The 24547-nt window shown below is 30.5% G+C and carries 30 protein-coding genes and 1 other annotated feature; of the genes, 13 read left to right on the forward strand and 17 right to left on the reverse strand.

Translation table 11 applies throughout. From position 1 onward, the window contains the following. Nucleotides 1-441 precede the first annotated feature (441 nt). Entirely contained in the window at nt 442-936 is a 495-nt protein-coding gene (locus CAR_RS12650; RefSeq protein WP_013709665.1) for a hypothetical protein, read from the forward strand. Nucleotides 937-1138: 202 nt separating this feature from the next. Further along, entirely contained in the window at nt 1139-1663 is a 525-nt protein-coding gene (locus CAR_RS12655; protein WP_013709666.1) for a MerR family transcriptional regulator, read from the forward strand. A gap of 91 nt (nt 1664-1754) precedes the next feature. On the opposite strand, the gene CAR_RS12660 is transcribed toward CAR_RS12655, so the two are convergent. Together CAR_RS12660 and CAR_RS12665 are read right to left on the reverse strand one after the other, a co-directional pair. Next, nucleotides 1755-2249 carry an NUDIX hydrolase gene (locus CAR_RS12660; protein WP_013709667.1) on the reverse strand — a complete coding sequence of 165 codons (495 nt, stop codon included), beginning with the start codon at nt 2247-2249 and terminating at the stop codon, nt 1755-1757. A gap of 125 nt (nt 2250-2374) precedes the next feature. After that, on the reverse strand, nt 2375-2881 hold the full coding sequence (locus CAR_RS12665; protein ID WP_013709668.1) for a GNAT family N-acetyltransferase: 507 nt from the start codon (nt 2879-2881) through the stop codon (nt 2375-2377). Between the two features lie 253 nt (nt 2882-3134). On the opposite strand from CAR_RS12665, the gene CAR_RS12670 reads away from it, so the two are divergent. Then, nucleotides 3135-3338 (forward strand): hypothetical protein, encoded by a 204-nt coding sequence (locus tag CAR_RS12670; protein WP_013709669.1) that lies wholly within the window; start codon nt 3135-3137, stop codon nt 3336-3338. A gap of 24 nt (nt 3339-3362) precedes the next feature. After that, nucleotides 3363-3536 (forward strand): hypothetical protein, encoded by a 174-nt coding sequence (locus tag CAR_RS13250; RefSeq protein ID WP_013709670.1) that lies wholly within the window; start codon nt 3363-3365, stop codon nt 3534-3536. Nucleotides 3537-3917: 381 nt separating this feature from the next. On the opposite strand, the gene CAR_RS12680 is transcribed toward CAR_RS13250, so the two are convergent. The 3 genes from CAR_RS12680 to CAR_RS12690 all read right to left on the reverse strand — a co-directional run bounded on the left by CAR_RS12680 (nt 3918) and on the right by CAR_RS12690 (nt 7233). Next, nucleotides 3918-4469 carry a tyrosine-type recombinase/integrase gene (locus tag CAR_RS12680; RefSeq protein ID WP_013709671.1) on the reverse strand — a complete coding sequence of 184 codons (552 nt, stop codon included), beginning with the start codon at nt 4467-4469 and terminating at the stop codon, nt 3918-3920. 431 nt (nt 4470-4900) lie between these two features. Next, nucleotides 4901-6250, reverse strand: coding sequence for a TrkH family potassium uptake protein (locus CAR_RS12685; protein ID WP_013709673.1), 1350 nt, complete (start codon nt 6248-6250; stop codon nt 4901-4903). Between the two features lie 83 nt (nt 6251-6333). Further along, on the reverse strand, nt 6334-7233 hold the full coding sequence (locus CAR_RS12690) for a mechanosensitive ion channel family protein (RefSeq protein WP_013709674.1): 900 nt from the start codon (nt 7231-7233) through the stop codon (nt 6334-6336). A gap of 240 nt (nt 7234-7473) precedes the next feature. Here CAR_RS12690 and CAR_RS12695 point away from each other — a divergent pair, with 240 nt between their 5' ends. After that, a complete protein-coding gene (locus CAR_RS12695) occupies nt 7474-8007 on the forward strand; it encodes a DUF421 domain-containing protein (RefSeq protein WP_013709675.1) in 534 nt (177 codons plus the stop codon). 269 nt (nt 8008-8276) lie between these two features. Further along, nucleotides 8277-8441 carry a hypothetical protein gene (locus tag CAR_RS13485; RefSeq protein ID WP_013709676.1) on the forward strand — a complete coding sequence of 55 codons (165 nt, stop codon included), beginning with the start codon at nt 8277-8279 and terminating at the stop codon, nt 8439-8441. A gap of 287 nt (nt 8442-8728) precedes the next feature. Here the strand turns inward: CAR_RS13485 and CAR_RS12700 are convergent, their stop codons facing one another. Next, the gene (locus tag CAR_RS12700) at nt 8729-9736 is read right to left on the reverse strand and encodes a calcium/sodium antiporter (RefSeq protein ID WP_013709677.1); all 1008 of its coding nucleotides are present in this window, start codon (nt 9734-9736) and stop codon (nt 8729-8731) included. Between the two features lie 42 nt (nt 9737-9778). After that, nucleotides 9779-9824 (reverse strand) — a sequence feature (sodium ion sensor (DUF1646 type); this cis-regulatory element may regulate processes involved in with the transportation of sodium ions). A gap of 285 nt (nt 9825-10109) precedes the next feature. Next, nucleotides 10110-10580, reverse strand: a complete 471-nt coding sequence (locus CAR_RS12705; protein ID WP_013709678.1) for a helix-turn-helix transcriptional regulator — start codon at nt 10578-10580, stop codon at nt 10110-10112. Between the two features lie 683 nt (nt 10581-11263). On the opposite strand from CAR_RS12705, the gene CAR_RS12715 reads away from it, so the two are divergent. The 4 genes from CAR_RS12715 to CAR_RS12730 all read left to right on the forward strand — a co-directional run bounded on the left by CAR_RS12715 (nt 11264) and on the right by CAR_RS12730 (nt 13100). Continuing rightward, a complete protein-coding gene (locus CAR_RS12715; RefSeq protein WP_041557120.1) occupies nt 11264-11575 on the forward strand; it encodes a PadR family transcriptional regulator in 312 nt (103 codons plus the stop codon). Between the two features lie 14 nt (nt 11576-11589). After that, nucleotides 11590-12207 carry a DUF2812 domain-containing protein gene (locus CAR_RS12720; protein ID WP_013709680.1) on the forward strand — a complete coding sequence of 206 codons (618 nt, stop codon included), beginning with the start codon at nt 11590-11592 and terminating at the stop codon, nt 12205-12207. A 272-nt stretch (nt 12208-12479) separates the two neighbouring features. Next, nucleotides 12480-12677, forward strand: a complete 198-nt coding sequence (locus tag CAR_RS12725) for a helix-turn-helix transcriptional regulator (RefSeq protein ID WP_013709681.1) — start codon at nt 12480-12482, stop codon at nt 12675-12677. A gap of 6 nt (nt 12678-12683) precedes the next feature. Further along, nucleotides 12684-13100: a hypothetical protein gene (locus tag CAR_RS12730; RefSeq protein ID WP_013709682.1), complete on the forward strand. Its 417-nt coding sequence runs from the start codon at nt 12684-12686 to the stop codon at nt 13098-13100. Between the two features lie 768 nt (nt 13101-13868). On the opposite strand, the gene CAR_RS12735 is transcribed toward CAR_RS12730, so the two are convergent. Then, nucleotides 13869-14561: a CPBP family intramembrane glutamic endopeptidase gene (locus CAR_RS12735; protein ID WP_013709683.1), complete on the reverse strand. Its 693-nt coding sequence runs from the start codon at nt 14559-14561 to the stop codon at nt 13869-13871. A 171-nt stretch (nt 14562-14732) separates the two neighbouring features. Between CAR_RS12735 and CAR_RS12740 the strand changes: the two genes are divergently transcribed. Next, on the forward strand, nt 14733-14951 hold the full coding sequence (locus CAR_RS12740; protein ID WP_041557122.1) for a hypothetical protein: 219 nt from the start codon (nt 14733-14735) through the stop codon (nt 14949-14951). A gap of 73 nt (nt 14952-15024) precedes the next feature. On the opposite strand, the gene CAR_RS12745 is transcribed toward CAR_RS12740, so the two are convergent. Further along, nucleotides 15025-15237, reverse strand: coding sequence for a hypothetical protein (locus CAR_RS12745; RefSeq protein WP_013709685.1), 213 nt, complete (start codon nt 15235-15237; stop codon nt 15025-15027). A 95-nt stretch (nt 15238-15332) separates the two neighbouring features. Continuing rightward, complete coding sequence (locus tag CAR_RS12750; protein WP_013709686.1) at nt 15333-16517, reverse strand: hypothetical protein; 1185 nt, start codon at nt 16515-16517, stop codon at nt 15333-15335. A 224-nt stretch (nt 16518-16741) separates the two neighbouring features. Here CAR_RS12750 and CAR_RS12755 point away from each other — a divergent pair, with 224 nt between their 5' ends. After that, complete coding sequence (locus CAR_RS12755; RefSeq protein WP_013709687.1) at nt 16742-17260, forward strand: YcxB family protein; 519 nt, start codon at nt 16742-16744, stop codon at nt 17258-17260. A 24-nt stretch (nt 17261-17284) separates the two neighbouring features. On the opposite strand, the gene CAR_RS12760 is transcribed toward CAR_RS12755, so the two are convergent. After that, nucleotides 17285-17767: a GNAT family N-acetyltransferase gene (locus CAR_RS12760; RefSeq protein ID WP_013709688.1), complete on the reverse strand. Its 483-nt coding sequence runs from the start codon at nt 17765-17767 to the stop codon at nt 17285-17287. 215 nt (nt 17768-17982) lie between these two features. Here CAR_RS12760 and CAR_RS12765 point away from each other — a divergent pair, with 215 nt between their 5' ends. After that, nucleotides 17983-18456: a hypothetical protein gene (locus CAR_RS12765; protein ID WP_013709689.1), complete on the forward strand. Its 474-nt coding sequence runs from the start codon at nt 17983-17985 to the stop codon at nt 18454-18456. 122 nt (nt 18457-18578) lie between these two features. Here the strand turns inward: CAR_RS12765 and CAR_RS12770 are convergent, their stop codons facing one another. From CAR_RS12770 to CAR_RS12795, 6 genes are all read right to left on the reverse strand, one after another. Continuing rightward, entirely contained in the window at nt 18579-19403 is an 825-nt protein-coding gene (locus tag CAR_RS12770; protein ID WP_148229472.1) for a hypothetical protein, read from the reverse strand. Beyond that, a complete protein-coding gene (locus CAR_RS12775) occupies nt 19396-19728 on the reverse strand; it encodes a PadR family transcriptional regulator (RefSeq protein ID WP_041557125.1) in 333 nt (110 codons plus the stop codon). Before CAR_RS12775 ends, CAR_RS12770 begins: the two co-directional genes overlap by 8 nt. Before the next feature lie 239 nt (nt 19729-19967). Next, nucleotides 19968-21002 (reverse strand): hypothetical protein, encoded by a 1035-nt coding sequence (locus CAR_RS12780; RefSeq protein ID WP_013709692.1) that lies wholly within the window; start codon nt 21000-21002, stop codon nt 19968-19970. Nucleotides 21003-21166: 164 nt separating this feature from the next. Beyond that, nucleotides 21167-22015, reverse strand: coding sequence for a hypothetical protein (locus CAR_RS12785; RefSeq protein ID WP_013709693.1), 849 nt, complete (start codon nt 22013-22015; stop codon nt 21167-21169). Nucleotides 22016-22072: 57 nt separating this feature from the next. Beyond that, nucleotides 22073-22543 (reverse strand): hypothetical protein, encoded by a 471-nt coding sequence (locus CAR_RS12790; RefSeq protein ID WP_013709694.1) that lies wholly within the window; start codon nt 22541-22543, stop codon nt 22073-22075. A 130-nt stretch (nt 22544-22673) separates the two neighbouring features. Continuing rightward, entirely contained in the window at nt 22674-23402 is a 729-nt protein-coding gene (locus CAR_RS12795) for a type 1 glutamine amidotransferase (protein WP_013709695.1), read from the reverse strand. Nucleotides 23403-24547 lie beyond the last annotated feature (1145 nt).

Raw genomic sequence — 24547 nt, forward strand, 5'->3', positions numbered from 1 at the left:
TTATTTTTATTTTTTTTAAAGAGCTCTAGAATTCTCTTTCGTGCACGGTCGTCATTCACTAAACAATCTGAAATCGTCTCAGAATCGCTCTGTGAAGATATCCATTATGACCCTTTTTATTTATTTACTTTTCATACTAGCTATCTAAGGATTGAAAACAACTACTCACGTACTAATTGGATCAACAAAGCTAATAGGGTTAAAAGAATTGATATTGACTCATATAGGCTCATATTTACTCCTTACAGCACCCTGGGATTGAACTAAACCATAAAAAGCTATACACTTATTTTGTAATTAATTAGTCGATAGCATTTCGTTTACTGATAATAAACGGGGTGCTTTTTTATTTGTTTAATTCGCTAAATATCCATATAACTAGAGTAACACCTGTTTTAAAAAGATCCAGGTATTTAGCAAAAAAATCAGGAGCGTGAATAAATGACCCCACAACTAAAAAATATATTAATTGGTGCTGTCACAGCATCTTTTATACCCTTTATTTCCTTTTGTTATAGTAAATATAAAAGATGGAATGAATTGAGAAAAATAAAAGAAATGCTTTTTAAAGAATATATTAATCCTTTAGATGAGCTTACCAATGAGTTAAATAGAACTACCGAAAGTGAATATAGAACTGAACTCCGGCTAATACATAAAAGAATGGATTACTTGCTTGAAAACGAAATAAAATATATGAGTTCTGACAATCAATTTGAAATCATTAGAATGATTGAATATACAAAAATGTATTTGTTTCAACTAAATGAAATATTAAAGGAGTATACTTTTCATGATACAACGCCTGTAATAACAGATGAAATCCAAGATAAACAGCCTGAAATGAAAGAACTTACTACTAAATATAAAAATACAATAAATGCCTACAAGGATTTAAAAAGAGATTATTTAGTAAAGGAAAAGGATCTCCAATGATAAAATGTAGATTTCATTATAGTTTTTTATGTAATCATCTCAGAGCTGCACCAGAAGTAATCCGTTCAATCCCTGTTGAGTTTCATAATATTAATTAGACATTTAGCTTAATCATGTTTAAAATCTAATAGAAAGCTCTAAAACACATTTTTATATCGCGTGTAGCGTCTAATTTAATTTATGATAAGGAGTTTTATATATTATGAAAGAAGTTGAAGAAGTCGAGATACTAGAGGTGTACACACCCACAGAACTTAGTGAGAAGTTAAATATTAATCCTTCTACTTTAAGAAAATATAGTGGAATGATTGACGAACAAAACGGTGAGCCTTTTTTCAAGAGAGACAATAAAAATGGACGGAAATATGATAAAGAAGCGGCTGATATACTAGAACGCGTAATTTTCTTGAAAAAATCACCTGATATTAATTTAGAATCCTCTATTGACCTAGTTTTAAATGAATACAAACAAGAAAATCAAGCGCTTGGGACGCAACATGATATAGCGAAAAAAACGCCTAAAACAGATGAAATAAAGCTGCTACATAACAAAATAGATTTCATTGGGAATCAACTTCAAAAATTGATTGAACAGAACGATCAATTAATAAAGGATAACCAAGAAATGAAACTTGCTTTGGAACAGCCAGAAGAAGAACCGTTTTCTGATTCAGAACCGATTGAAGAAAAACAAACTTTCTTTACGCGCTTATTTAAAAAGAAATAAATTTAGCTACTGTTTTATGCGATATAACGTCTGTAGCGTTTTTAAATATACTTTGTTAATTGGGAATTATGTAAACTAGTGCTTTTATTAATTAATATACTGGTGAATCTAATATTTTCCACTTATCAAGAATCCAGCCTTTATCTATAAATGTTCCTTCTTGGATATATTCTTTTGCTTTTAATACTAAAAGAGAAGAATTCTCCTCAGTTAGTTCGTTCAAAGGTAACCATACGGAACCTGCAGAGTCCTGACCTGAAAATTGATCAACCTGTTCCAAATTTCTCCCTACAAAAGAATCAATCTCATAAAATGTAGCTATATGATTAGTCATAGTTGTATTTTTATAGCTCCAAGGATATATAAAATTAACTACACCTAACTGATGAAAGTCGGTGACTATTAAATTAGTTTCTTCTTTGATTTCTCTGATTAGAGTGTCTTCTAATCTTTCTCCGAATTCTTGGCTTCCTCCAGGTAAATCAAATCTATAGATATAAGGACCACCAGTTTTTTTTATGACTAAAAGCTTACCTTGTCTATAAAGTATTCCATAGATTCCAAATGCTGTATGGTATCTTTTCATATTTATGTAATCTCCCCTTTCGTAATATATATAATAATAACTTATACTAAAAAAAGTAAGAGTATTTTAAACATGCTTTTTTATTTGATAAACATATCGAGTGTATTAATTAAGCTTTTAAATATTTATTTTTTAATTTCATATACAAAATGTTCTTTATCACTACCATTTTGAATTCGTGTATAAGTAAATTTATACGTCATGCCTATGGTTTCTACAACTTTTTTTGAAGCTATATTACTAGGAACAAATTGTGCTACAACCTTATTTAAATTGAATTCATTAAAAGCCATTAGAATTAATTTCCTTGCAACTTCAGATCCAAAGCCTTTACCTTGATAGGTTTTTTTTATGATATATGCAAGTTCTGTGCAGTTACTGTTTTTAATTTCAGTTTGAATTAATCCAGCTATTCCAATAAATTCATTGGTGTCTTTATTTTCAATGAGAAAATAACTATATCCATATTTAGCATATTGTTCTCTTATTTTATCTATCCAAAGGTTAACCTCATTATCTGGATAAATTTTTCCCCATCCAAGAATCATTAGTTGTTCATCTTGCAATAGTTCTTTTAAGTATTTGAAATCATTTTTCTCGATTTTCCTTATATTAATTCGTCCTTCATTCAATTAAAATCACTCCTTCAACTTATTAACATAGAATAAATAGTTTTATGTAAACTATTGAATTATAAGTGGGCTCTTTTATTTTTTAGTCTGCTGCAAAGTTTAAGATGACGGTTGTTTAATTTTGTTTTTTGATTCAGAATATATTATATGATCGAATATTTTAGAAGTTTTCTACCAAAAAATAATTATACTTATTTTTTCAAGCAGCATGACAATAAAAATAGACTTTTTCTTGTACAAAAGGAGTGACATAATGAAAATAAACAAAAAACAATTTTGGATCCTAGCAATTTCATATGCAGCTGTAACATTTATTTTGAATAATGTACTTCATACAACTATAGGTAGCTTTTTAATGCAATTAAGTTCCTTATCTTTAGCCCTTGGACTAATTTTATTTACATATAAAATACTTGAAATCTTGATCAAACAATTTATCTATAATCGTAAAAAATAATTTAATTTAGAAAGGAGTCAGGATATGAAAGACATTTTAAAATCAATCATTATTTTTGGAACGGTATTTTTAATCGTTTTATTTGGTGGATTAACTCTAAATTTTCCTCCATTACTGCTATTATTGTTGGCTTCACTAATTGTATTTATAGTAATAGGCTATCAAGTAATCAAGGCCATTAGAACTAAGGTAATGTAAGGTGAACAACAATTATAGGTTACTTACCTTACATTTTAACCTATTATTCCCGAAAAATTATCAGGATAGCTAATAAAAAGACTAATATTATAATTAGAGTAGGCACGTAATTTCCTTTTTATAATACTTGAATTTAAAAAGGAGCTAGAAAATGGGAAAAAAGATCACACTAAAAAAAAGTATAATTTTATTTAGTGTCACATTTATAGTATTATTCATAGATATTTACTTATTTTCAGATAATTCAGGTCTTTTGGGAGCAATTTTTCAAACACTTATTGTACAATCTTTAATTTTCATTCCTCTTTTTGTATTAATGTTAATTCAAAACAAAAACGGCAACTAATTTTTAGTTGTCGTTTTTGTTTACCTTTAAACTATTTAAAATCCTAATCTGAAATTTAATAAGGTCTCGCTGATTTCATCTTCATTGATCCCGATATAGCGTTTTGTAATTTTCTCGCTGCTGTGTCCAAATATTTCCATCAGTGTGGCCACGTCTTTGGTTTTTTTGTAATAATGGTAACCGAACGTCTTACGCAGCGTGTGCGTGCCGATATCGTCTCTTCCTAACAGCTGAGCGACCTTTTGAAACATCTGGTAAACGGTATTCACTTCTAAATGACCACCCTTGGTGCTTGGAAATAAATAATCATCTGCTGCCAGGTCTTTCGTGTACTCCTGGATCAAGTCCTGCAGACTACTCAAATACAAAATACGAGTCTTACCCGTTTTCTTTTCGACAATACGGGGATTTTTTGAGGAAATCAGGTCTTGTTTCTTTAATTTAACGATATCCGACATGCGTAAACCGCTATTAATGCCAATCAAAAATAGAAAAACATCCCGATCCGCGTTTTTATTGCGCCTCAAACAGAATAAAAAGTCGTTTATTTCTTGTTGAGTCCGTAATGGTTGGACGTTGTAACTCATTTAAAAGCCCTCTCCTCTCACAAAAGTGATACATGATTTCGTTTATTATACCACGAAATCATGTATTGTGGGGCGATACAAAAAAAGAACCCTATTGGAATAGGATTCCCGATACACGATTTTATCCAAAATAGTGTATTCACAGAAAAAAATTATATAGGATGTGGCGCACAACTTAATGATAATCCTAAAGATTGGGAGTCAACATCAGAAGCTATTACTTGAAACAAAAATTTTTGTAAATAAACCTGTATAACAAGTTTTGTTTAATGGACATTAGATACTCTTGATAATAAAAAGTCTACTCAAACTATAAAATAATTATTGTTTAACTTATATATACAGCGTTAAGTGAAATTAATTATAAAAAACTAATGTCTACTTTCGTTCCATTTATTTTAGCTCTAAAAAAATAAATAACGTTCTTAATGTCATCCTACAAAAATATCTTCTTGAGGATAGCGTATCAGTGAAGTTTTTTTTCTGGTTAATAGTATAGAGGCAATTGTGATTGGACCAATACGTCCGATGAACATGACAAACATGATTACAAATCGGCCTATAGTTGATAGCTCAGTAGTTAACCCAGTTGAAAGCCCTACTGTGCCAAATGCTGAAACAACTTCAAAAACAATAGCGATAAAAGATTCATTTTCAGTCACCGCTAAAACAAAGATAGCTACAAACACTAATAAAAAACTTATTAATGTTAGCGTTAAAGCTCTTAAAACAGCACTATTTTTTAATCTTCGCCCGAATAAAGATACTTCTTCTCCACCTTTTAAGAAGGTAATAGTTGTTAAAAGTAAAATAATAAAAGTGCTTAGCTTAATTCCACTACCAGTTGACGCACTTCCTGCTCCAATGAACATTAGTAGAACCGTCAAAAGCATAGAAGGTAAGGTCAGTGCCGTAATATCAATAGAATTAAAGCCGGCTGTTCTAGGAGTTAAACCTTGAAAATAAGCGCTCCACATTTTATCTTCAAATGATAAACTACCTAAAGTCTGAGGATTTGAATATTCTAAAATAAAAATTGAAATAATTGCACTAATATTTATCACTAGTGTACCTACAATCATTACTTTTGAATGTAAGGTCAATGTCTTAAATTTCTTCTTATTCCATACATCTAAAAGAACTGTAAATCCTATTCCTCCTAAAATAAACATGCTTGTAATCGTTAAATTAACTATAGGATCTCCTACATAGCTAGATAAATTATCAGACCATAAAGAAAATCCAGCATTATTAAAAGCCGCAACAGTATGGAATAAACTATAAAAAGCTCCCTTAGAAAATCCAAATTCTGGGATCCATTTGATGGACAATAAAATAAATCCAACTAGTTCAATACTGAAAGAGAAAAAAAGCAAATAACGAACCAATCGAATAATTCCTCCTGAAGAGTCCTGATTTAAAGATTCTTTAATGAGATTCCTTTGTTGCATGCTAATTTTTCGTTTAAATATAAAAAAGATAAAAACTGCGGCTGTCATTAAACCTAATCCACCAATTTGCATGAGAAACATAATAACCGTTTGTCCGAATAAAGTAAAAGCCGTACCAGTATCAACTACAATTAATCCAGTAACTGTTACTGCAGAAGTAGCGGTAAACAATGTATTTAACCATGAAATTGTTTCTGTAGTCGCCATGGGCAACTTCAATAATACTGTACCAACTAAAATAAGAACAAAAAAACTTAACACTACTGTCACAGAAGGATTAAGACGACTAGTAGATTGTTTTAAATATCCTTTTAAAATAAGCTTCTTCATCTATCTAAAATCCTTTCATTTCTATATAAGAAAAATGTTTTTTAATCACCATACTAATATTTATAATATTTTTGGCTTTAAAGTTACTTATTTTTTTTCGTTTCCTTACTCCTATCTGAAATCACTTCAAGCGTTTCAGATGCTATTTCCAAGCTATTTCCTTCTTGATCGAATCGTTGGATAATTTCCGAGAAAAGTTTATCTTTTACATTACGCCTTTCTCTATAATCTACCACATAACGAAGACTTATCTCCACCCAGTTATCATTAAAAGAAAGAAAAACTTGGTTTTCCAAAGAAGCATTTTCTAATTTGTAACGTCTTTTCATATTTTCCCAAGCTATAACAGCTTCTTTATTATATTGTCCAGTATGTTTTTCCGCGACTTCTAATAAAATAGTTTTAGCTAGCTTTATATCACTTTCAAAACGTAACGGAATTTTAATTTCATCCCACAAAAATTTAAAATAAGCATTATAGTTGTAAACAGGAGAGCTAAAAATATAACTATTTGAAACTCGAACAATTCTACCTGTGTATTGATCACCATCTACCCATTCTCCAATTTCCATCAACGTGGTTCTTAATACACCGATATCTACTACATCGCCTTTAATTCCACCAAGAAGTACACGATCTCCTGTTTCAAAAAACTCAACAAATAGAATTGCAATCCATCCTGCAATGCTAACAATTACTTCACGCAAGGCATAAGTGACTCCAGCTCCAGCCAGACCAATTGCTGTTGTAAATCCAGTAAGGTTTCTTCCAAATATATACATAAATATAATAAATAAAATAAAATTAGTTATCCAACGGGCAATTTTTCGAGAAACATACCAATGTCCTGAGTCCTTTAATCTTCCATACAAACGATTTAACAGAAAACGGCGTAAAAAGTAAAGAATAATAAATAAAATAAAAAACCAAATTATATTTACTAATAAAGGATACGATTCAGAAAAATTACGAATAAATTCCATACAAGTAATCTCTTCCTCTCTATAAAAAAATGATTATTCCTCTTATTCGAGTATACTATACATTGGAATACATGCTTGAATAGTGACTTTTTCTCCACTTAATAAAATGAAGTAATTTCCATAAAAACAATGCATATTTCTAGTGTATCAGTTATGCTGAATAAGAAACCTTATGATAGTATGTTGAATCATTGATTTAATTCTTAAAATAGAGAGTTTATTATAGAGGGGATGTTGAATATGGATTTTTTATTTAAAGATTGGACAACCATTTATAGAACACTGCTCGTTGGAACACTAGCATATCTTTTATTAATTCTAGTTCTTCGCATTTTCGGAAAACGAATACTTTCAAAAATGAGTGCTTTTGACTTTGTCGTTACAGTTGCTTTTGGTTCTATTTTAGCAACTATTTTGACAGATAGTAAATTAGCATTGGCTGATGGGATAACCTCACTGACGTTGTTAGTATTCTTACAGTTTGTTCTTTCAAAATTAATAAAACGTTTCAATTTTATAGATAAGTTAGTTAAATCAGAACCTGTTCTATTGTACTTTAAAGGAAATTACGATGAACAAGCTATGGAAAAAGAGCGTATTTTAAAGGAGGATCTTTATCAAACAGCTCGTTCATCTGGATTTGTTTCAATGGACGATATTTCAGGAATTATTTTGGAAACGAATGGTGAGTTTTCAGTTCTTTCTAACAGTAACTTTACTATTGAAAATAGTACATTGAAGAATATAAAAAAAGATCATTTTACTAATTTATAGGTCTGTTAAATGCCTCACTCCCCAACCAAAAAAGGACTACTTGTTAAAAAAAAGGAAAAGTGAACTATGTTATGCAGTTATTTCCTTAATTACACACTATTAAGTTTTCTTATCAATATATAATTATATGAAAATAGTATACCTAATGCATTTATGTAGTAACGGTATTGTGGTAACTAGATATATACCGATAATTTTCTTCTCCATACATAAAATTAGTGAAACTTAAATACAGAATTACTTTTCTAAAAATACTAAGGAGGTACTTTATGACCAAAAAAATGAGCAAACAAGAAGCAGGTAGAAAAGGTGGGAAAGCAACTTTATCTAAATATAGTAAGAACTTTTACAGTGAAATTGGAAAAAAACAAAAGAAGGACTCAGAACATATCTACTTTAGGAGTGAAGATAAAAAAGCAACAAACCAAGTTTAGGTTTATTGCTCTTTTCAAATACATGAATCTATCTAATTTAGTGTCTCGGTTCTCACATATCTTTTTTATGACCAGTCACTTACATTAAAATCGTTACCGTTTCGTCATTAATGTCCAAAAATATCCCAGCGTTTATCCTAGAATACTTCCATCTATGATAAATTGAAATAATAGAATACAACTAATTCAGGATTTTATATAATTAACTTAAGGAAAAACCTCACCGATTCCTATCCTATTAAAATGGGACAGTAATCAGTGAGGTTTTTCCTATACATAGGGTTCCCTTAAGCAAAGAGACTGAACAACAGATAGAGCAGGTAAATCGCCAGTAATACCTTTCCTTCGTTTTTGCTAATCTCATGTTTTTTGGTGTTGAAGATAAAGTAGCTGAGTAAACCCACCACCACTAGGACGAAGGGGAAATGGATTTGGTAGAATACGGGAGGGACAGAGAGTCCACCCGGAGTCAGCGAAATGGAAACACCCAATACCAAGAGTATATTCAAGATATTGGCCCCCAAGACGTTGCCTATGGCTAAGCTGCCATAACCTTTTCGGGCAGCAGCATAGGTTGTGGTCAATTCTGGCAAGCTGGTTCCAAGAGCAACAACAGTACCGGCGATGATGGCTTCGGAAACGCCCAATCGCGTTGCCGCCGTCGAGACGGTTGAGACTAGAACGGTGGCGCTGAAAGCTACGGCAACTGCACTGACAAGGATGATGCTTACCTCTATTATTAGAGCTTTATTATTTATTCGCTTTTTTTCCTCCGAACCATCCGGTTCAGTGTGAACTTTCTTTTTTAAGAAAGTGGACATTAGAAAGACCGGTACTGTCAAGAGAAAGAGGATGCCAATGAGCGGGTGGAGATGGCCGGGAGAGTTGAAGAGATTCCCGTCAAAGAAGCGAAGACTCCCAAACACGAGGATCAGCAGTGAACCTACAAGGAAGATTAACCGATTGGCAATCGATCTCGGCACCGGAATGGCGCCCGCTAAAGATCCCACACCTAAAACCAAAGCAGTATTGGTAATGACAGAGCCCACAGCGTTCCCAAGAGCAAAATCGGGCGTCCCCTTAAGGATAGCTGCAATGGAAGTAGACAATTCCGGGAGCGTAGTGCCCAGTGAAACGATGGTCGCACCAATGATAATCTGGGAGATACCGAATTCCTGGGAAAGATAAACCGCATGATCAATCAAGATGTCGGTTGCCTTTGACAAAATAACCAGTGAAACAAGAAATATGATAATCAAAACAAACGTGTTTTGATTTGAAATGAATGTATCCATAGAACAACCCCCTTAAAACAAAAAAACATATGCCTAAGAACCTTCTTCCCGCCCCTGAAGAAAAATCCTTGAAAGCATATGCTCAACCGTCTTATCATTATAATGTTTAGATTTCAATTATACATGAAAAACCCCTAAATAGACACCATTCCAGAGCTGTTTTTCTAGCTCAAAGTCATCTGCGCCAAGAAGTGTCTAGCAAACAGAGAGCTTTTTAGAAACAATTTATTGGTCGTCTGAATAATAAATACTCAAACTATAATAGTTGCAAGAACATTCCGTCTGATTAATAAAAAAACTTTGTTTTAAAAGGGTACTAGGTACACTATTTTAAGCAATTTCATGTATCTTAAATAATTTTTAAAAAAACTGGTTAATCTTCTGAATAATAAATAGTCATAAGATAATAGAAAAATAGTGTAACTGCTATAACAACAATAAGCGCTTTTAAGTTTAAAGTTCCAACGTATAGTAAAAACAGTGCAAGTAGAACAGGTTTTACTAGGAATCTTAGCACCTTAGAACCTTTATGCTGTTGATTTAACGTATATAGGAATCGAACGGGTAAAAATAAGACTCCAAATAGTAGTGTGAAAAGAACATCTTTGAATGACAATTTTTGATTCATTTCAAAAACTCCTTTCGAATAGTTTGTTCCTTTATCTTCAAGGTCAGATAAGTTGAATAGATTATCTAAAAGTTTTAGGCTGATCAAATCAGGTTGGCTTTTTCCCAATTCCCATTTAGAAATTGTTTGCCGTGTAACAAATACTTTATCTGCTACTTGTTGTTGTGTAAGATTTAATTCTGTTCTTTTTAGTTTCAATTTATTAGAAATATCCATAATAACCTCCTCAGATATAACGTATCATTTCTTTTCTTTTAAACAAAGCAACGATAACGCAACGTTCGTACTGTTGCTTTAAATGCTCCTATTAACATAACCATTGCGTCTGATTAATAAAAAAAGAACCTTGTTTTAACAAGGTTCAAAACACATGTCTTTATGTATTGGAATCTGATTTTGTTTTAACATTAAGAAAAATGTGATGTACTGAAAGTAGAAATGTCACAAAACTTATTAAGGAAATCATCATAATCCACACTGAGTTCTCGCCATAAAACATAGTTATAGCGAAAATAATAAAAGATACTATTGCTAAAATGATTAGTTTAATTTTTTTGTCCATAATAAATTAACCTCCAATTTTTATAAATCATTAATGATCATAATAATATTGCATTAAGAATTTATATAGCGATCATCTGTTATTTTTAGTATAACAAAGATAGAATAAGCTTTGTTTAATTAAAAAAAAGAATGAAAATACAAAAAAAGAACCTTGTTTAATCAAGATTCTAGACACATAACTTTATCTAATTTCATGTATTGTTTTAAATAATTAGCAACTAGTTATTTTTATCTTTAATTAAATAATTGACATAGACAGTTCGACTGTATACAATGCAAGTATATAGTTGGACTGTTTATTTTTCGTATTTTATTTTAAGAAGGGACTGAACTAAATGAAAAGAAACAAACATTTACCGCTGACAGAAACTGTTTATTATATTCTATTATCTTTATTTGAACCAGCACATGGTTATCTTATTATACAAAAAGTTGAAGACTTGAGTAATGGTGAGGTGAGGATGGCTGCTGGGACATTGTACGGAGCTATCGAAAACTTATTAAAATTGAAGTTTATTAAGCCGGTTGAGAATGAAGATAAGAGGCGTAAAGTTTATGTTATTACACAAGAAGGAAAAAACATTCTCTTTCTTGATTGTGAAAGAATGAAGCACATAGTAGCTATTACTGAAGAAAATTTGACTTAGGAAGGTGTATAAGTATGAAAAAATTTAAGTTCTTTTTTAATTTAGATAAAGAAGAAAAATGGTTAAATGAAATGGCTCAACAAGGACTAGTATTATCAGGAAAAATTTTTAAATATGAATTTGATCAAGTTGATGGTAAAGAAAAACTGATAAAGATAGACTATCGAACATTTAAATCGAAAAAAGATTTAGAAGACTATATTTTATTATTTGAAGATAGTGGTTGGCAACATCTTGTAGGAAATAAAAATTCTGGGAAACAGTATTTTATGAAAAAAGATGCTCATGCAGATGGAGATATCTTTTCTGATCAGCTCTCCAAAGCGGAGCGCTATAAAAGAATGGCTAATGGCTGGCTGACTTTAGCTTTAATATATATACCGATAGCCATCGTATTTTTTCAAACGAACATTATTGATTTCAAATCATTTCTCAATCCACGGTCATTCTATCTGACGCCTGGCTTATGGGAAATGACAGGTAGTTCTTTTTGGAGAGCTTTCTTATTTGAAACCCCTTTTGCTTTGGGAAGAGGGGTTGCATGGTCAATTCCCCTTATTTTGATCGTCCTATATGTTATTTTTGCAATCAAAGCTCACTATCAGTATAAAAATACCATCTCAAAAGAGTAACGATAGAAATCATAGCGCAGCACTCTGAAATTAAAAAATAAATCTAATTTCGGAGTGCCACATTAAGAAATTTAAAGTTTTTTTCGTACCAAGCAAAATAAAATCTTGCTAAAAAAAGGTTTTGGATGAACGACTCTATCCAATTTCATGTGTTAATTTATATTTTTAAATAAACAACTAGGATTGCAAATTATGTAACATATATATTGAATAATGTTTTTTATATGTTACACTCTCCCTATAAGGGATAATAAAGGAGGTCAATAGTATTCGTGGATAATAGAATAAAAGTTGCGCGTATTCAGGTTGATTTAACACAACAACAATTAGCTGAAAAAGTAGATGTCACTCGTCAAACGATTAGTCTAATTGAAAAAGGCAAATATAATCCCTCTTTAAAACTATGTCTTAATATCTGCCACGCAGTCAATAAAACACTAGATGAACTATTTTGGAAAGAAAGGGACTAATATAAATTGAAAAAAATTACAGATGAACGTTTAATATTAAAGAATCTAAAAAATATCAGAAACGCATATGCTATTCAAACTATAGGTATCTTAAGTATATTAGGATATGACTGGATTACTAGAGGATCAGAAGTAATGTACAAAAGCCCATTATGGTTTGTTTTTATCGTTTCAACTACTGCATTAACATTATTCTCCATGAATATTAGTGTAGATCATGAAGTTCGTAAAAAAGCTCCTAAAAGAAGCCTTATTATCTCCATCGTTATTATTGCACTTATTTCTATGGCAATTGGAATTTTTGTCCCTTTCACGGGTAAATCTGGTCCAATAAATGGATTAATCGTAGGAGGAATAGGTTTTATTTGCATTCTTATACCCTATATTTACATTTATTACCTACGTACCAAACAGCAAGATTAGGTTATAATTACTTAAAATCAACCTTGATTTAATAAGGTTCTAAATACATATTTTTATGTAAATTAGTGTGTCAAAACGATAAATCTACTATAGATTTATTGTTTATTTTTTCTAGTAGATATAACCATAATGAGCAAGCAAATAAGGAACAAACCATACCCACTAAAAAAATGGTCATCTCTCCTTTTATTATCGAGATTCAGAAAAAAACACTTCACTACAAACTTATTTTAACACTAATTTAATGGTGTTAATCACAATAATAATTACGTTTATTATTTCGCAGTTCATTTTAGGTGCTTAAAATCGTTTCTAAGCGACTTTAAAAACAAAAGAAGGGAATTGTGTATTTAGTGGGGTAAAATCTGTTAAACATGCTTTTTTTGCGTTTAACAATAGATATTCAACTGATTAGCCGTCTGTTTTTTGTTTTTCCTGATTTTGGGTATGTAGGGCTTGCCCTGCACGAACGTAGAGAGCAGTAAATAAACATCGTCCTTAGGCTGTTTTAACAATAAGCCCATTTATCAAATTTTTAGACTGCCCCCCCCCCCTTTTTTTTCTTTGTCTTTTAACGTGTGCTTCAGCAAATTATTATTTTTTATGCTTTTTTATGGGTGTCTTAAGGCTAACTGCTAGGGTACAACTATGCTCATCTCACCACTTTCTATCACCTCGGCTAGCATTTTAGAGACTACATATCTAAAATATACATAAATTATTAGTCAAATTATGTATTATAGTCTTTTTTTATTTTGTTAAATTATTTTATCCAAATATATAAGGAAATAACACAATAAATCCATTATTTAGTACATGTAATAGTATAGAATCTTTAATATTCCAGCGTCTGCAATAGGCAAAAAATAAAATCATTCCCATAAAGAAGTACATTGAAAAGGTAATCAGATTATCGTGTCCATGAGCAATAGAAAAAACAATAGAAGTTATTAATCCTGGTAATATTTTATTTTTATGTTTAAACCAGATGTTTATAAAAATTCCACGAAATGCTAATTCTTCTAAAATAGGAGCCGCTATAGCAATTATTAAATTAAAAATAAGTAAATATAACGGAAATGTTGCTAAAGAGTCAGTTGTTTGTACAGCAGCATCATTTGATGTCATCGTATTTCCAGTTGCGTACTCATTTAGTAAAGTTCCTATAATAGCAATTAATCTAAGAATTAAAAACAATCCAATTGTTATAAATATATCTTTTAAATGTATTTTTTGAATTTTTAGAAATGCCTTGTTTTTATAGTAGTTATAAAAATAAGACATTGAAATTAATGTAAATAAAATAATTAGTAGAGCGATCATCCATTTAATATATGTTGGTGTTATTTCTTGATATATGTCTGCTGTGGTAATAAATGTTATGGGTAATGTAGCCCATATGATGATAAGTGTTGATTGTATTACTTTTTTTAAAATAGTAGTGAAATTTTTATTTTTCATGTCTAATCATCCTATTCTTGGTTTAATAATATATCTTTAATTTTTTCCCAATATGTTTTTTGACCTAAAATCATAGACAATTCTCCGGTTAGTCATTCAAATTAAGTGTTAAAATGTCTTATAAGACATTTTTTTAAAGAATACGAGCAGTTGGAAGGAATTAAACTTAAAATGAAAAATAGTATGAAAAAAGAAGAGTATAAAATAACTTTTTTATATGGAGGCGTGTTGTTCCTTGTAGGGATAACTGGGATGATTTTCCCTGCAACAGCTAAATATATTGCCTCTTTTTGTTTCATTTATGGCGGTTCATCTTTACTGGTTGGACTACTTTATTTCGTCACAGATAGAAATGAAGTTCAAAGTAAAGAAAATAAAAAGATAAAATAAGAATCACTTTTTGTTTTATCCCTGCTTTTTTATTTTATGTAATTATTTTTCAAACAACTTGGTCAAAGATCCTCTAGTCTTTTCTGTTTTTTTTTCTTGAAAAAAATAAATGGGTTAGTGAAGAAATAAATAAAATAATCCCCAATGCCATATTTCCATTAAAAATACTTTCCTTAAATGAAATAAAATATAAGATATTCAAAAAGATAATGATAATGCTACATACAAGAATAAAAACATAAAGCAGATAATTTAATGTGTATTCTTTTCCAAATAATTTTATCATTTGAACCCTCCTGTTTTCTTTATAATTGCTAAATAACTAAACAGATAGTTATAAAAGATAGCGTGCAATTTATGAACTCAATGTCTTATAATTGTCTATTTAGGGTAGACATGTAATAAATAATTTTGTATTGAACGATTTGCAATAAAAGATATTAGTTGAAAGTTTGGTAACGTAATTTCCTCAATCGTATACCTACCATTTTTTTCTTTATACAATGTTTCAGAATCAAAAAATCTGTTATGACTATTTGGATCTTTATTAGGAGGGCTTTCCCCTCTATGAGCATATTTAGATCTATACTTATAGATATTATTTATAATTTTCATTTTCTCATCTTCGTGTAAATCGGAAGGGTATTTTTCAAACCAAGATTTTTCTAAAAGCCAATCAAAGTTATTTTCAGTCCCATTATGTTCTTTCATATAATTTACTCTGTTGGCTTCTGGGTGCTCCAAATCTTCCCACTGATCAGGTGGGCAGTATTCCATAATAAATGCTACAAACCTCTTACTAATAGATTCAGATTCATTGCGTAGGTGCTTGTACAAGTGCAATAGTTCTTTGATATTTTCGTCTGTGTTAGCTAATTCTTTCCATTCGTTTTCCTTTTCGTGCTTTGTAACAAGTTTTTTCTTTTTTATTGCTCTTTGTGCCATAGTTTCTATTGCAGAAACTAATAGATAATATGCTAAACCAAAATCATCCCTTTTATTAAGATGAGAAAGGTGAACAAGTCGTATCGATTGCATAGTGTTTACATAAATTTTGTATGGCACTCCATGTAGTATTCTTAGCATCTCTTTTAAGTCATTATTTATATTATCTAGCGTATACTTGGATATTCTAGTTTCATGTGCACCCGGTCCTGCAGTTAATATAGGAAATTGAATAGCTAATTCGTACAAAGAATTTTCATCTAATTGTTCTCTTCTTGATATATATCCATCTCGAGGGGCCCTTACTGGTCTATTTGTAATAAAAGAAAAGACTGACGCAAGTGCTATAGTAAATAAATGTGCGTTATGTTCATCATACCAACTAAACCACGTAGGTAATAGGACTGGTGCAATAAAACTTGAATACGCTCCTGGACCCTTGACCTCAATAGATGGCTTAATTGTAAAATATTCAAATACTAATTCTTCAGTGAGGTGGAAATCTATTAATAAATACCCTGTAGTAGTGTGATCGTTTTCATCCATTTTCATTTCTTCTGGACGAAATAAGGCAATACATTCATCAAATAATACATGATCTGCTGTTACTGCTCGAGACATTTAAATTACCTCCTATTTCACCAATAAATTTATTTAGTAGAATATATTTTTAAAGTGCGTACATGAAATTACATAGATTCATGTATTTAGAACCTTTATTAATCAAGGTTCTTTTTTGATATATTATTATTTTTTTTAATTAAACAAAGCTTATTTTATCTTTGCTATACTAAATGCAATAGACGATTTAAATTTTTTTTGTTTATTTTATAAGGAGGTAGTTTATGAATAATGATAAAAGTATTATTGTGAAATTAGCATTGAAAGAAAAAGAGTATATCCGTTTTTTCTTGTACATGAAAATGAAAACTAGTTTAATAATTTTAACATGTGGTTTTTTTCTTTATATACTCGTTTTTTATGTATTAACTGGCATTCCGTTACTAATGAATATTACTCTTTCTGCTCTAGTTATATTATTTCTTGTCATTCCTTTAGCGCTTGTTGGTTTAATCTATAAAGCAAAAAAAGAGTTTAGAAGCAATTACAGTTTAAGTGAAGAGGTATTACTTGAATTTAATGATTCAGGTTTTAGTTTAACCACAACACAAGAATGTACCCACCAAGACTGGAATTATTTTTATTCAGTTCGAGAACTAAAAAAAGACTTTGCTCTTTATTATTCTGCCTATACAGCCTTTACCTTACCAAAGAGATGTTTTACTTCTAAAAAAGATATAAACCTATTCAAAGAATTAATATCAAAACATATATTTTCTGATAAAGTATACTTAAAAAAATAAAAAATACATGAAATTAGATAAAATCTATAATTTTTTACTTAATATTTCTCCGGGCAATCCGTCTATTTCACAAACAATTTCAGATATGAAACCTTGATTACTTAATATTTTTCTAGAAGCAACGTTTTCTGGATCAATGATAGCTTGTATTTTCTCTAACCCTAGTCGGCTTGCTATCTCAATTAATTGATTTGCTACACCAGTTCCATAACCTCTTCCCCAATATTTTGGAAGTATCATATAGCCTATTTCTGCTTCGTTAGGTTGTTTTTCATTCAAAGTTAAATGAGCAAGCCCAATAAATTTTTGATCTAAATCCATAGATATTTTGTATGAACCATAATCGTTATTTTTTTTATTATAGGTTACTAATTTTTGGAAATTTGTTTTGGCTTCTTCATAGGGAATAGCTCTTTCAGTGACTTGAGACATAACACGATCATTTGAAACAAGTTGATAATAATAGTCAAAATCATCTTCCTTAAACTTCAATAGATTTAATTTCATTAGGACCTCCAATTGAATTCAATAGTTACTCATTTATTTATTGTTATTATATCTCAGAAGTAAGTAATTAATACTCTATATTTTACACATACGATACATGAAATTATATAATTTCATGTATCAACAATAATTTTAAACACTGATCTCGCTGTAGGATTAGAACGATTAATGTCTTATAATGTAACTGTTAGAGTTAATTAAAGGAGAATCGCATAGTGAAAAAGAAATCTAATATAATTATCATAGGTATTATTCTATTAGTTACTGTTGGAGGTATTTTTTTATTTGCTGGATTTAAATGGGTTTCTCCGCGATTTTTTCCACCAGATAATATTTATAGATCTTCAACTGCAAGTGCAGCTGGTCATACAATAAAAATAGATCAACACTACTCTGTGGTAACAACAAGTGCTTCCACATCCTATTTATGGTTTGTGGAAGATGGCGGAAATCCCATAACGTTAAGTGAACACGTGGAAAAATTGAATTATGATAATAATTATATTCTTGTTCAATCGGTTACAGAAAACTTTGATAGTCTTTTTTTTAAAGAATATGACTATTCCATTGTAAATAAAGAAACACAGGAAATTGATTCATTTTCAAAAAAGAATGCATTTTTAGAAGAATGTCGAAATAGAAATATAAATGTAGAATTAAAAATTAAAGAAGAATTCGATTGGTATTAACAATGCTTATTATCTTATTGAATACATGAAATTAGATAGATTAATGTATAAAGAACCTTGTTAAATCAAGGTTCTTTTTTTTAAAATTAGTGCATTCAGTTATTTTAAGATGAGTAGAAAAATTATTTATTTGACTGTTTGCTAGTTAAATAAATGAATACGTATTGAAGGATAAGTAAGATCCCTAAAATAACACCCACACCTATTTTACCTTCTTTTGAACTTAATAATTCTGAAAAAATGTCTATCCTAGTAAGAATTCCTAAAATAGCAGAAGTAAGTACAATTGGAAGAAAAGGTGCCCATATTTTTTTATCTTTTTCTTTATAAAACAGATAGAGTATTAGTCCAGATATAAGAATGATGGTAACTATGCCTAAATTGCCACTAAGATTTACTTTGAGTGGTGTAGATATTAAAAAACTAATATAAAAACCAACTGAGACGCCTAACCCAACTAATAAAAGTAAAACTAGTTTAGATAGTTTGTCTTTAAATCGATATAAGCTAATCCCTAAAAGCCATAGAGCAAAAATAACCATAATAGCCCAATAGAATCCGCGTATTAGTAAACTTCCAATATCCAGGCTTTCATCTGGAAAAATAATTTCAGATAAAATACTAAAAATACTATAGCTTGCTAAAGCAGTTAGAATTATTTTTACAGTATCTAAAAGATTAATAGGCAGCTGTTTAATAATGTCGTCAGCAACTTTTTTTGGATTTTCTCCAAAATATTCTTCTGCGGAAATACCTTGTTCTTGAGCATCTAAAATATCCCTTAAAACTTCTAATAATAATTCTTCGCTTTTTTTCACATCTCTGAAAAAAGCCATTATTCTAATATAAATAAGTAGGTTTCCATAGTATTTTTCGTTTTCTTTTGTCAACGATTCTTGTAAGACCGCATTTGTCTCTATCAATTCATTTTTTTCCAAGTTATTCACTTCCTTCTACTAGATTATCAACACTTTCTTTCAACTTATTCCATTGCAATGTAAATTCATTTTTTTCTATTAGCCCTTTTTCAGTAAGAGAATAATATTTTCTTTTTGGCCCTGTATCAGAATTACGTAAGGTCCCTTTTATTAATTCTTTTTTTTCCAGTGAGAGCAAAAGAGGATAGATCGTTCCTTTAGGAATATCAGTAAAACCAAAGTCTGTAAGCTTTTCGCTCAATTTATAACCATATAATTCTTCTTGATAAAGTAAAAGTAAAATACTACCTGATAAAATTCCTTTCAACATTTGAGAGTTTATTTTATTGTCCATGCTATCCCTCCTCTATTATGCTTTACAAGTTAGTTATATCAAATGCAAACTAGCTTGTAAAGCATAATAGTTGGTTTTTTTAAATGAGACAAAGAAACAAGCTATTAATTTAAATTAATAGCTTGTTTTCAATACATGAAATTGTATAAAAACGTGTATGTAGAACCTTTTAAAATAGCATATAACTCTATATCTTTAAAATAAAAAATGAGGATGTGAAAATCCTCATTTTTCAGTTATTAATCAATCACCCAACCTCCCAATTCTTTATCGTTGGTTCCATTTCCCAAACCCGCAGAAACTGAACCATCTGGATTTGTCTGTGTCCAAGTGTCCGTTTTATTTTCACCATTTTGACCGGCAGACCAACCATAATCTTTACCTGAACTATTAGATGGTGCACTTGGTTTTGGTGCTGATTGAGTTGGTGCTTTTGTTGAAGAACTAGAATTACTGTTTGAACTATTAGAACTTGTTGTATTATTTTGACTGCTGCTACTATTTGGTGATTGTGTATTTTCAGAACTGTAGTTTCCATTTGAAGAACTACTACTTGTGCTTCCATTTCCACTATTGCTGCTTTCAACATAACTATTATTGCTAGAAGTGTCATTTTCGCTAGAACTAGAACCAGTTTCGTTTTCTAATTGTATTTTTTCTTCTGCAGCTGCAACTTCTTCTGCTTCTTTAATTGCTTGTTCTTCTTTTATTTTTTCTTCTTCTTTTTCTTTAGCTTCTTTATCCAATTGAGTCATTTTGTCTCCGTATTGTTTTAAAAGACCTCCAATATTCTTATCAAGCGATTCTCTTTCTTTGGTGGTATAAACAATATTTTCTTGTAATTTAATTTTATCTTTTAAAGATTTTAATAATTCTGATTTTTTACTTAAAGAATTTCTTTCTTCTTTTTCTAGATCTTTAATAGTGTTGTCTTTTACAACTTTGTCGTTTGTATCTTTGAATATTTTTTTTGATTTATCAATAGAATTTTTATAAGCTTCGACAACTTTTTCATCTTTTTCCTTGTCCGATATATATTTATTTTGTTCTGCAATTATAATTTTTAACTCTTCTAATTTTTTAGATTCATCTTTCTCTAAAGTTAATTCATTATACTTTTCATTAATTTCATTTATGTGATTTTCGATTTTTTCATTATAAATTTTTTGTTCTTCTTTTTTATTTTTTTCAATAGCAATTACCGAACTACCTCCAACAATCAGTAAAACTATTAAACTTAGTGTAATTATTGTTTTTTTATTTTTTATAGGCATATAATTCCTCTCCTTTAATTAAATTTATTAAAAGTCTTTTAAAAGACTTTTTGCTTATTTTTAAAATTTTAATGGTATAAAAAGAAAAAAAGAGGAACACTTCAATATAAGTGTTCCTCTTTTTTTAATTCTGTATGTGGATCCTTGCTTGGCATGGATTGTTTTTAATTTAGGTGTTTAGCAAAAACGTCTTGTGCGTTTTCAGACATAAATGGGTTAACAATGTTGTTGACACTTTTTTCTTCATACGGTGTTGTTACAGACTCATCATCGTCAAGTGTGCGGTAAGTAGGGCCCATTAAGGTATCTTGTATTACGAGCACCACCACGACATCATCCGTTTCATAAAGAGTGACAATATTACGCATATCTTCTGATAGTGGCGACCCATTTTCACGCTGAACCTCTTCATTTGTGAGGCTTCCATATAAGTAACTTGGCTCTGGTAATTCATTACCAAACCCATCATTTAACATGATTTGATCATATGATTTTTTCATTACAAATATTTTTGATGTTGTTTCGCTACGATCAGCGTTTGCAAAATCAACGGAATCTTCTTTGATATCCATAGCTTGTTCATCTATTGTGTTAACGGGTTTTATGTGTCCAACCATCGTTTTTTCTGCGCTTAATACTGTTAATTTAGATAATGGTTTTTCAACTTCTTTTGCCACATCAGTCAACATCTCTGTGTAGTCTCCATCATCATAAGAATAAGTAAAATTGAAATCTACTTCACCCTTACCTGTACCCTCTGTAGATGCATACGCGTCCTCTCCAACTACGTCTCCCTCACGAAAAATGGGTGTTTTTGTTGCATTTTCTTTGTCGATTAAGTATGTACCAGTTTCATCTGTAAACTCATAGGGTTCGTCATGAACTTCCTCTGCATATGAGCTTTCTACAGCACCCGTTGGTGCAGGTGTTGTTTCTTCTTCAGTTTCACAGCCACCTAAGAAAGTAAGTATGCTTAAAGATAAAAATAATGTAGTCGTTTTTTTTATATTCATTTTTTCCTCCGTGTAAACTAGTTTCTAATTTAACTTTTAAAAAAAACTAAAGTACTACTATTGTTTTTTTTCAAAAAACATGTTCAAATCGCCTTTGTCAGTATCATAAGATAAAGCTTCTTCAATCATATCTTGAGCTTGTAGTAATTTACCTTTATCAAAGAATGGGACTGAAATATAAAAATCACTACCAGCTCTTTGAATGATTAATACAGATAACATGCCACTACCTAAGATACCCACACCAATAAGTAATAAAATTAAAGCTCCAAGGACGTTATCCCCTAACATATTAATAGCAATAAAAATAAGAATGATACCAACAAGCATAGGTTTTATCTTATAACTCGTAGAAATTCTAGCAGAACTAATATTTTTCAATGGTATCGATTGATTATCTCTACCAGCTGGGATAATGCCTAAAATAGTATTTGCCCCAGAAACTTTAACAAACCTTGAATCTACAGAAATGAAGCCTTTCACCCAAAAAAATAACATTGACAACGAAAAATCTACTCTTTTTTCCAACTCAACAACTCCCTTATTCTATAATATAGTTAATAATAACACATATTATTAATCGAAAGTAAATTTCCTAGATAATACATTCCATAACTAATGGTCATTTCATAAATATACGAAATTATTTAGAAGAATACTATGTTTTTAATTGGGAGTCAAAAACGCACTTGAAAGTACGTTTTCTTAAATACATGTCCTTTAATTTCACTTCACGTTCCAATGTATTTAAGATCAAAAATAAAATGTCTTTATTCTCATCAGGAACAGTAAAATCTATTGTTTTTCCTCTTGTCACAGAGAAAACTGACTGTGAAAGAAACTGTGAATCAGCTTCTACAATCTCTTTCACAGTTTCTTTGGTCGTTTCAAAATGAAATTGTAATCCTATCGCATTGAACAGGCTAAATCCTTGGTTTTCCCACTTTTCAGTAGAATATAAAGGCGTAGCATGGAAAGGTTTTGTAAATCCTTCACCATGCCAATGAAGGACAGTGTACTCTTTACTCGGATGAAAGTTTTGCGTTAAAGAGGTCACCGAGTGCCAACCAACTTCTTTAGGAGTAGAAATAATATCACTTCCATAGGCTTTAGCTAATTGTTGTGCACCTAAACAAATTCCTAACATCGGTTTTCCACTATCGACAACTTGTTTTATCAAATGTCGTTCATCTTGTATCCATTGTTCTGTGTCATTCGCACTCATTGGTCCACCTAAAACAATTAAGAAAGAGACTTCTTCCACTTTGGGAAGAGACTCTCCGTTAAAAACTTTTATTATTTCGACTGTATGATTATTCTCTTGTATCCAGTCCATAATCCGACCAGGATTTTCAAATGAAACATGTTGAATAATATGTATATTCATGCTACCTCCTTACTAACTATAATAGTTCATTTTTCCATGAAGCTTTTTTATTAACCAAATATATTTCTTTGTATTTTTTGTTTCTCAACAATCTATTTTAAACATTCTTAAACGTTATTTAAGCTATAATCAAACTCAATTTCCATATATTAGTCTTTTATTCATTCATCAGTTACCATCACAAGATATATTTCCTTTTATTTACTATTTAACTTAAATAAAAGGGGTTGACTTAAGGTTTCTCATTTGCTAGCCGAGGTGAGAGAAAGTGGTGAGATGAGCATAGTTGTACCCTAGCAAAGCCTAAAATAGATTTAAGCTGAACTAGAGTACGAATGTGTCTATTATGTATGTTCTAGCCTCGGATCGAGTCGGAGCCTGTTTCACATGCTATATCGTCGGTGTTGTTGTCTCAACACGCTTAAAACACTCTTAAAATCCACCCTAAGAGTATTGTTTTAAGCTACCAGTCTAAATCAGACCTGGATTACCGCCCCCACCAGTTCAAATCGGTCGTGGTCACCATTCAGAACAATAGAGGATATAGCGACCCTATTTGATTGTTCCTAGCATTCCTTATTGCAGCGGCGTATGCTTAACCTGTCTACTTAAATGCTGTTACGCACACAGCTTGGCTCCTGTGTTGGTAAAAAAGCCAATTGCCATTTGTCCAGGTGCTTGGTATAATGACAATACATAAATCAGAATAATTTGTTGTCCTACGAACGCCAATTCGTGGGGCTTTTTTTTTATTTAATTTTAGTGTTATATCGAGCCTAACGCACTTGAAATGTGATGTAAATGCTTTTTTCTATTAACAAACTATACTACAGTATACTAGTATACTTTATGAAACAAACGTTAGTATACTGGTATACTAACGCGTAGTTTGTGTAGAGGTTTTTACATGCTGAAAAAATTATACAAGGGTATACTGGTATACTCTTGTATAGTTTTCATTAGGTATAACCGAAAGTAATTTATAGGGAAATGTTACTTTGTCAGTGATCTTAATGAAATATAAGATCACGCACAAGTACACTGGTATACTTATGCGTCGGTATACCAGTATACTTGTGCGTAGTATACTGGTATACTAGTATACTTTTTAACTTAAGCATAAGTATACTGGTATACTTATGCTT

Source organism: Carnobacterium sp. 17-4, assembly GCF_000195575.1.
Classification (GTDB): Bacteria; Bacillota; Bacilli; order Lactobacillales; family Carnobacteriaceae; genus Carnobacterium_B.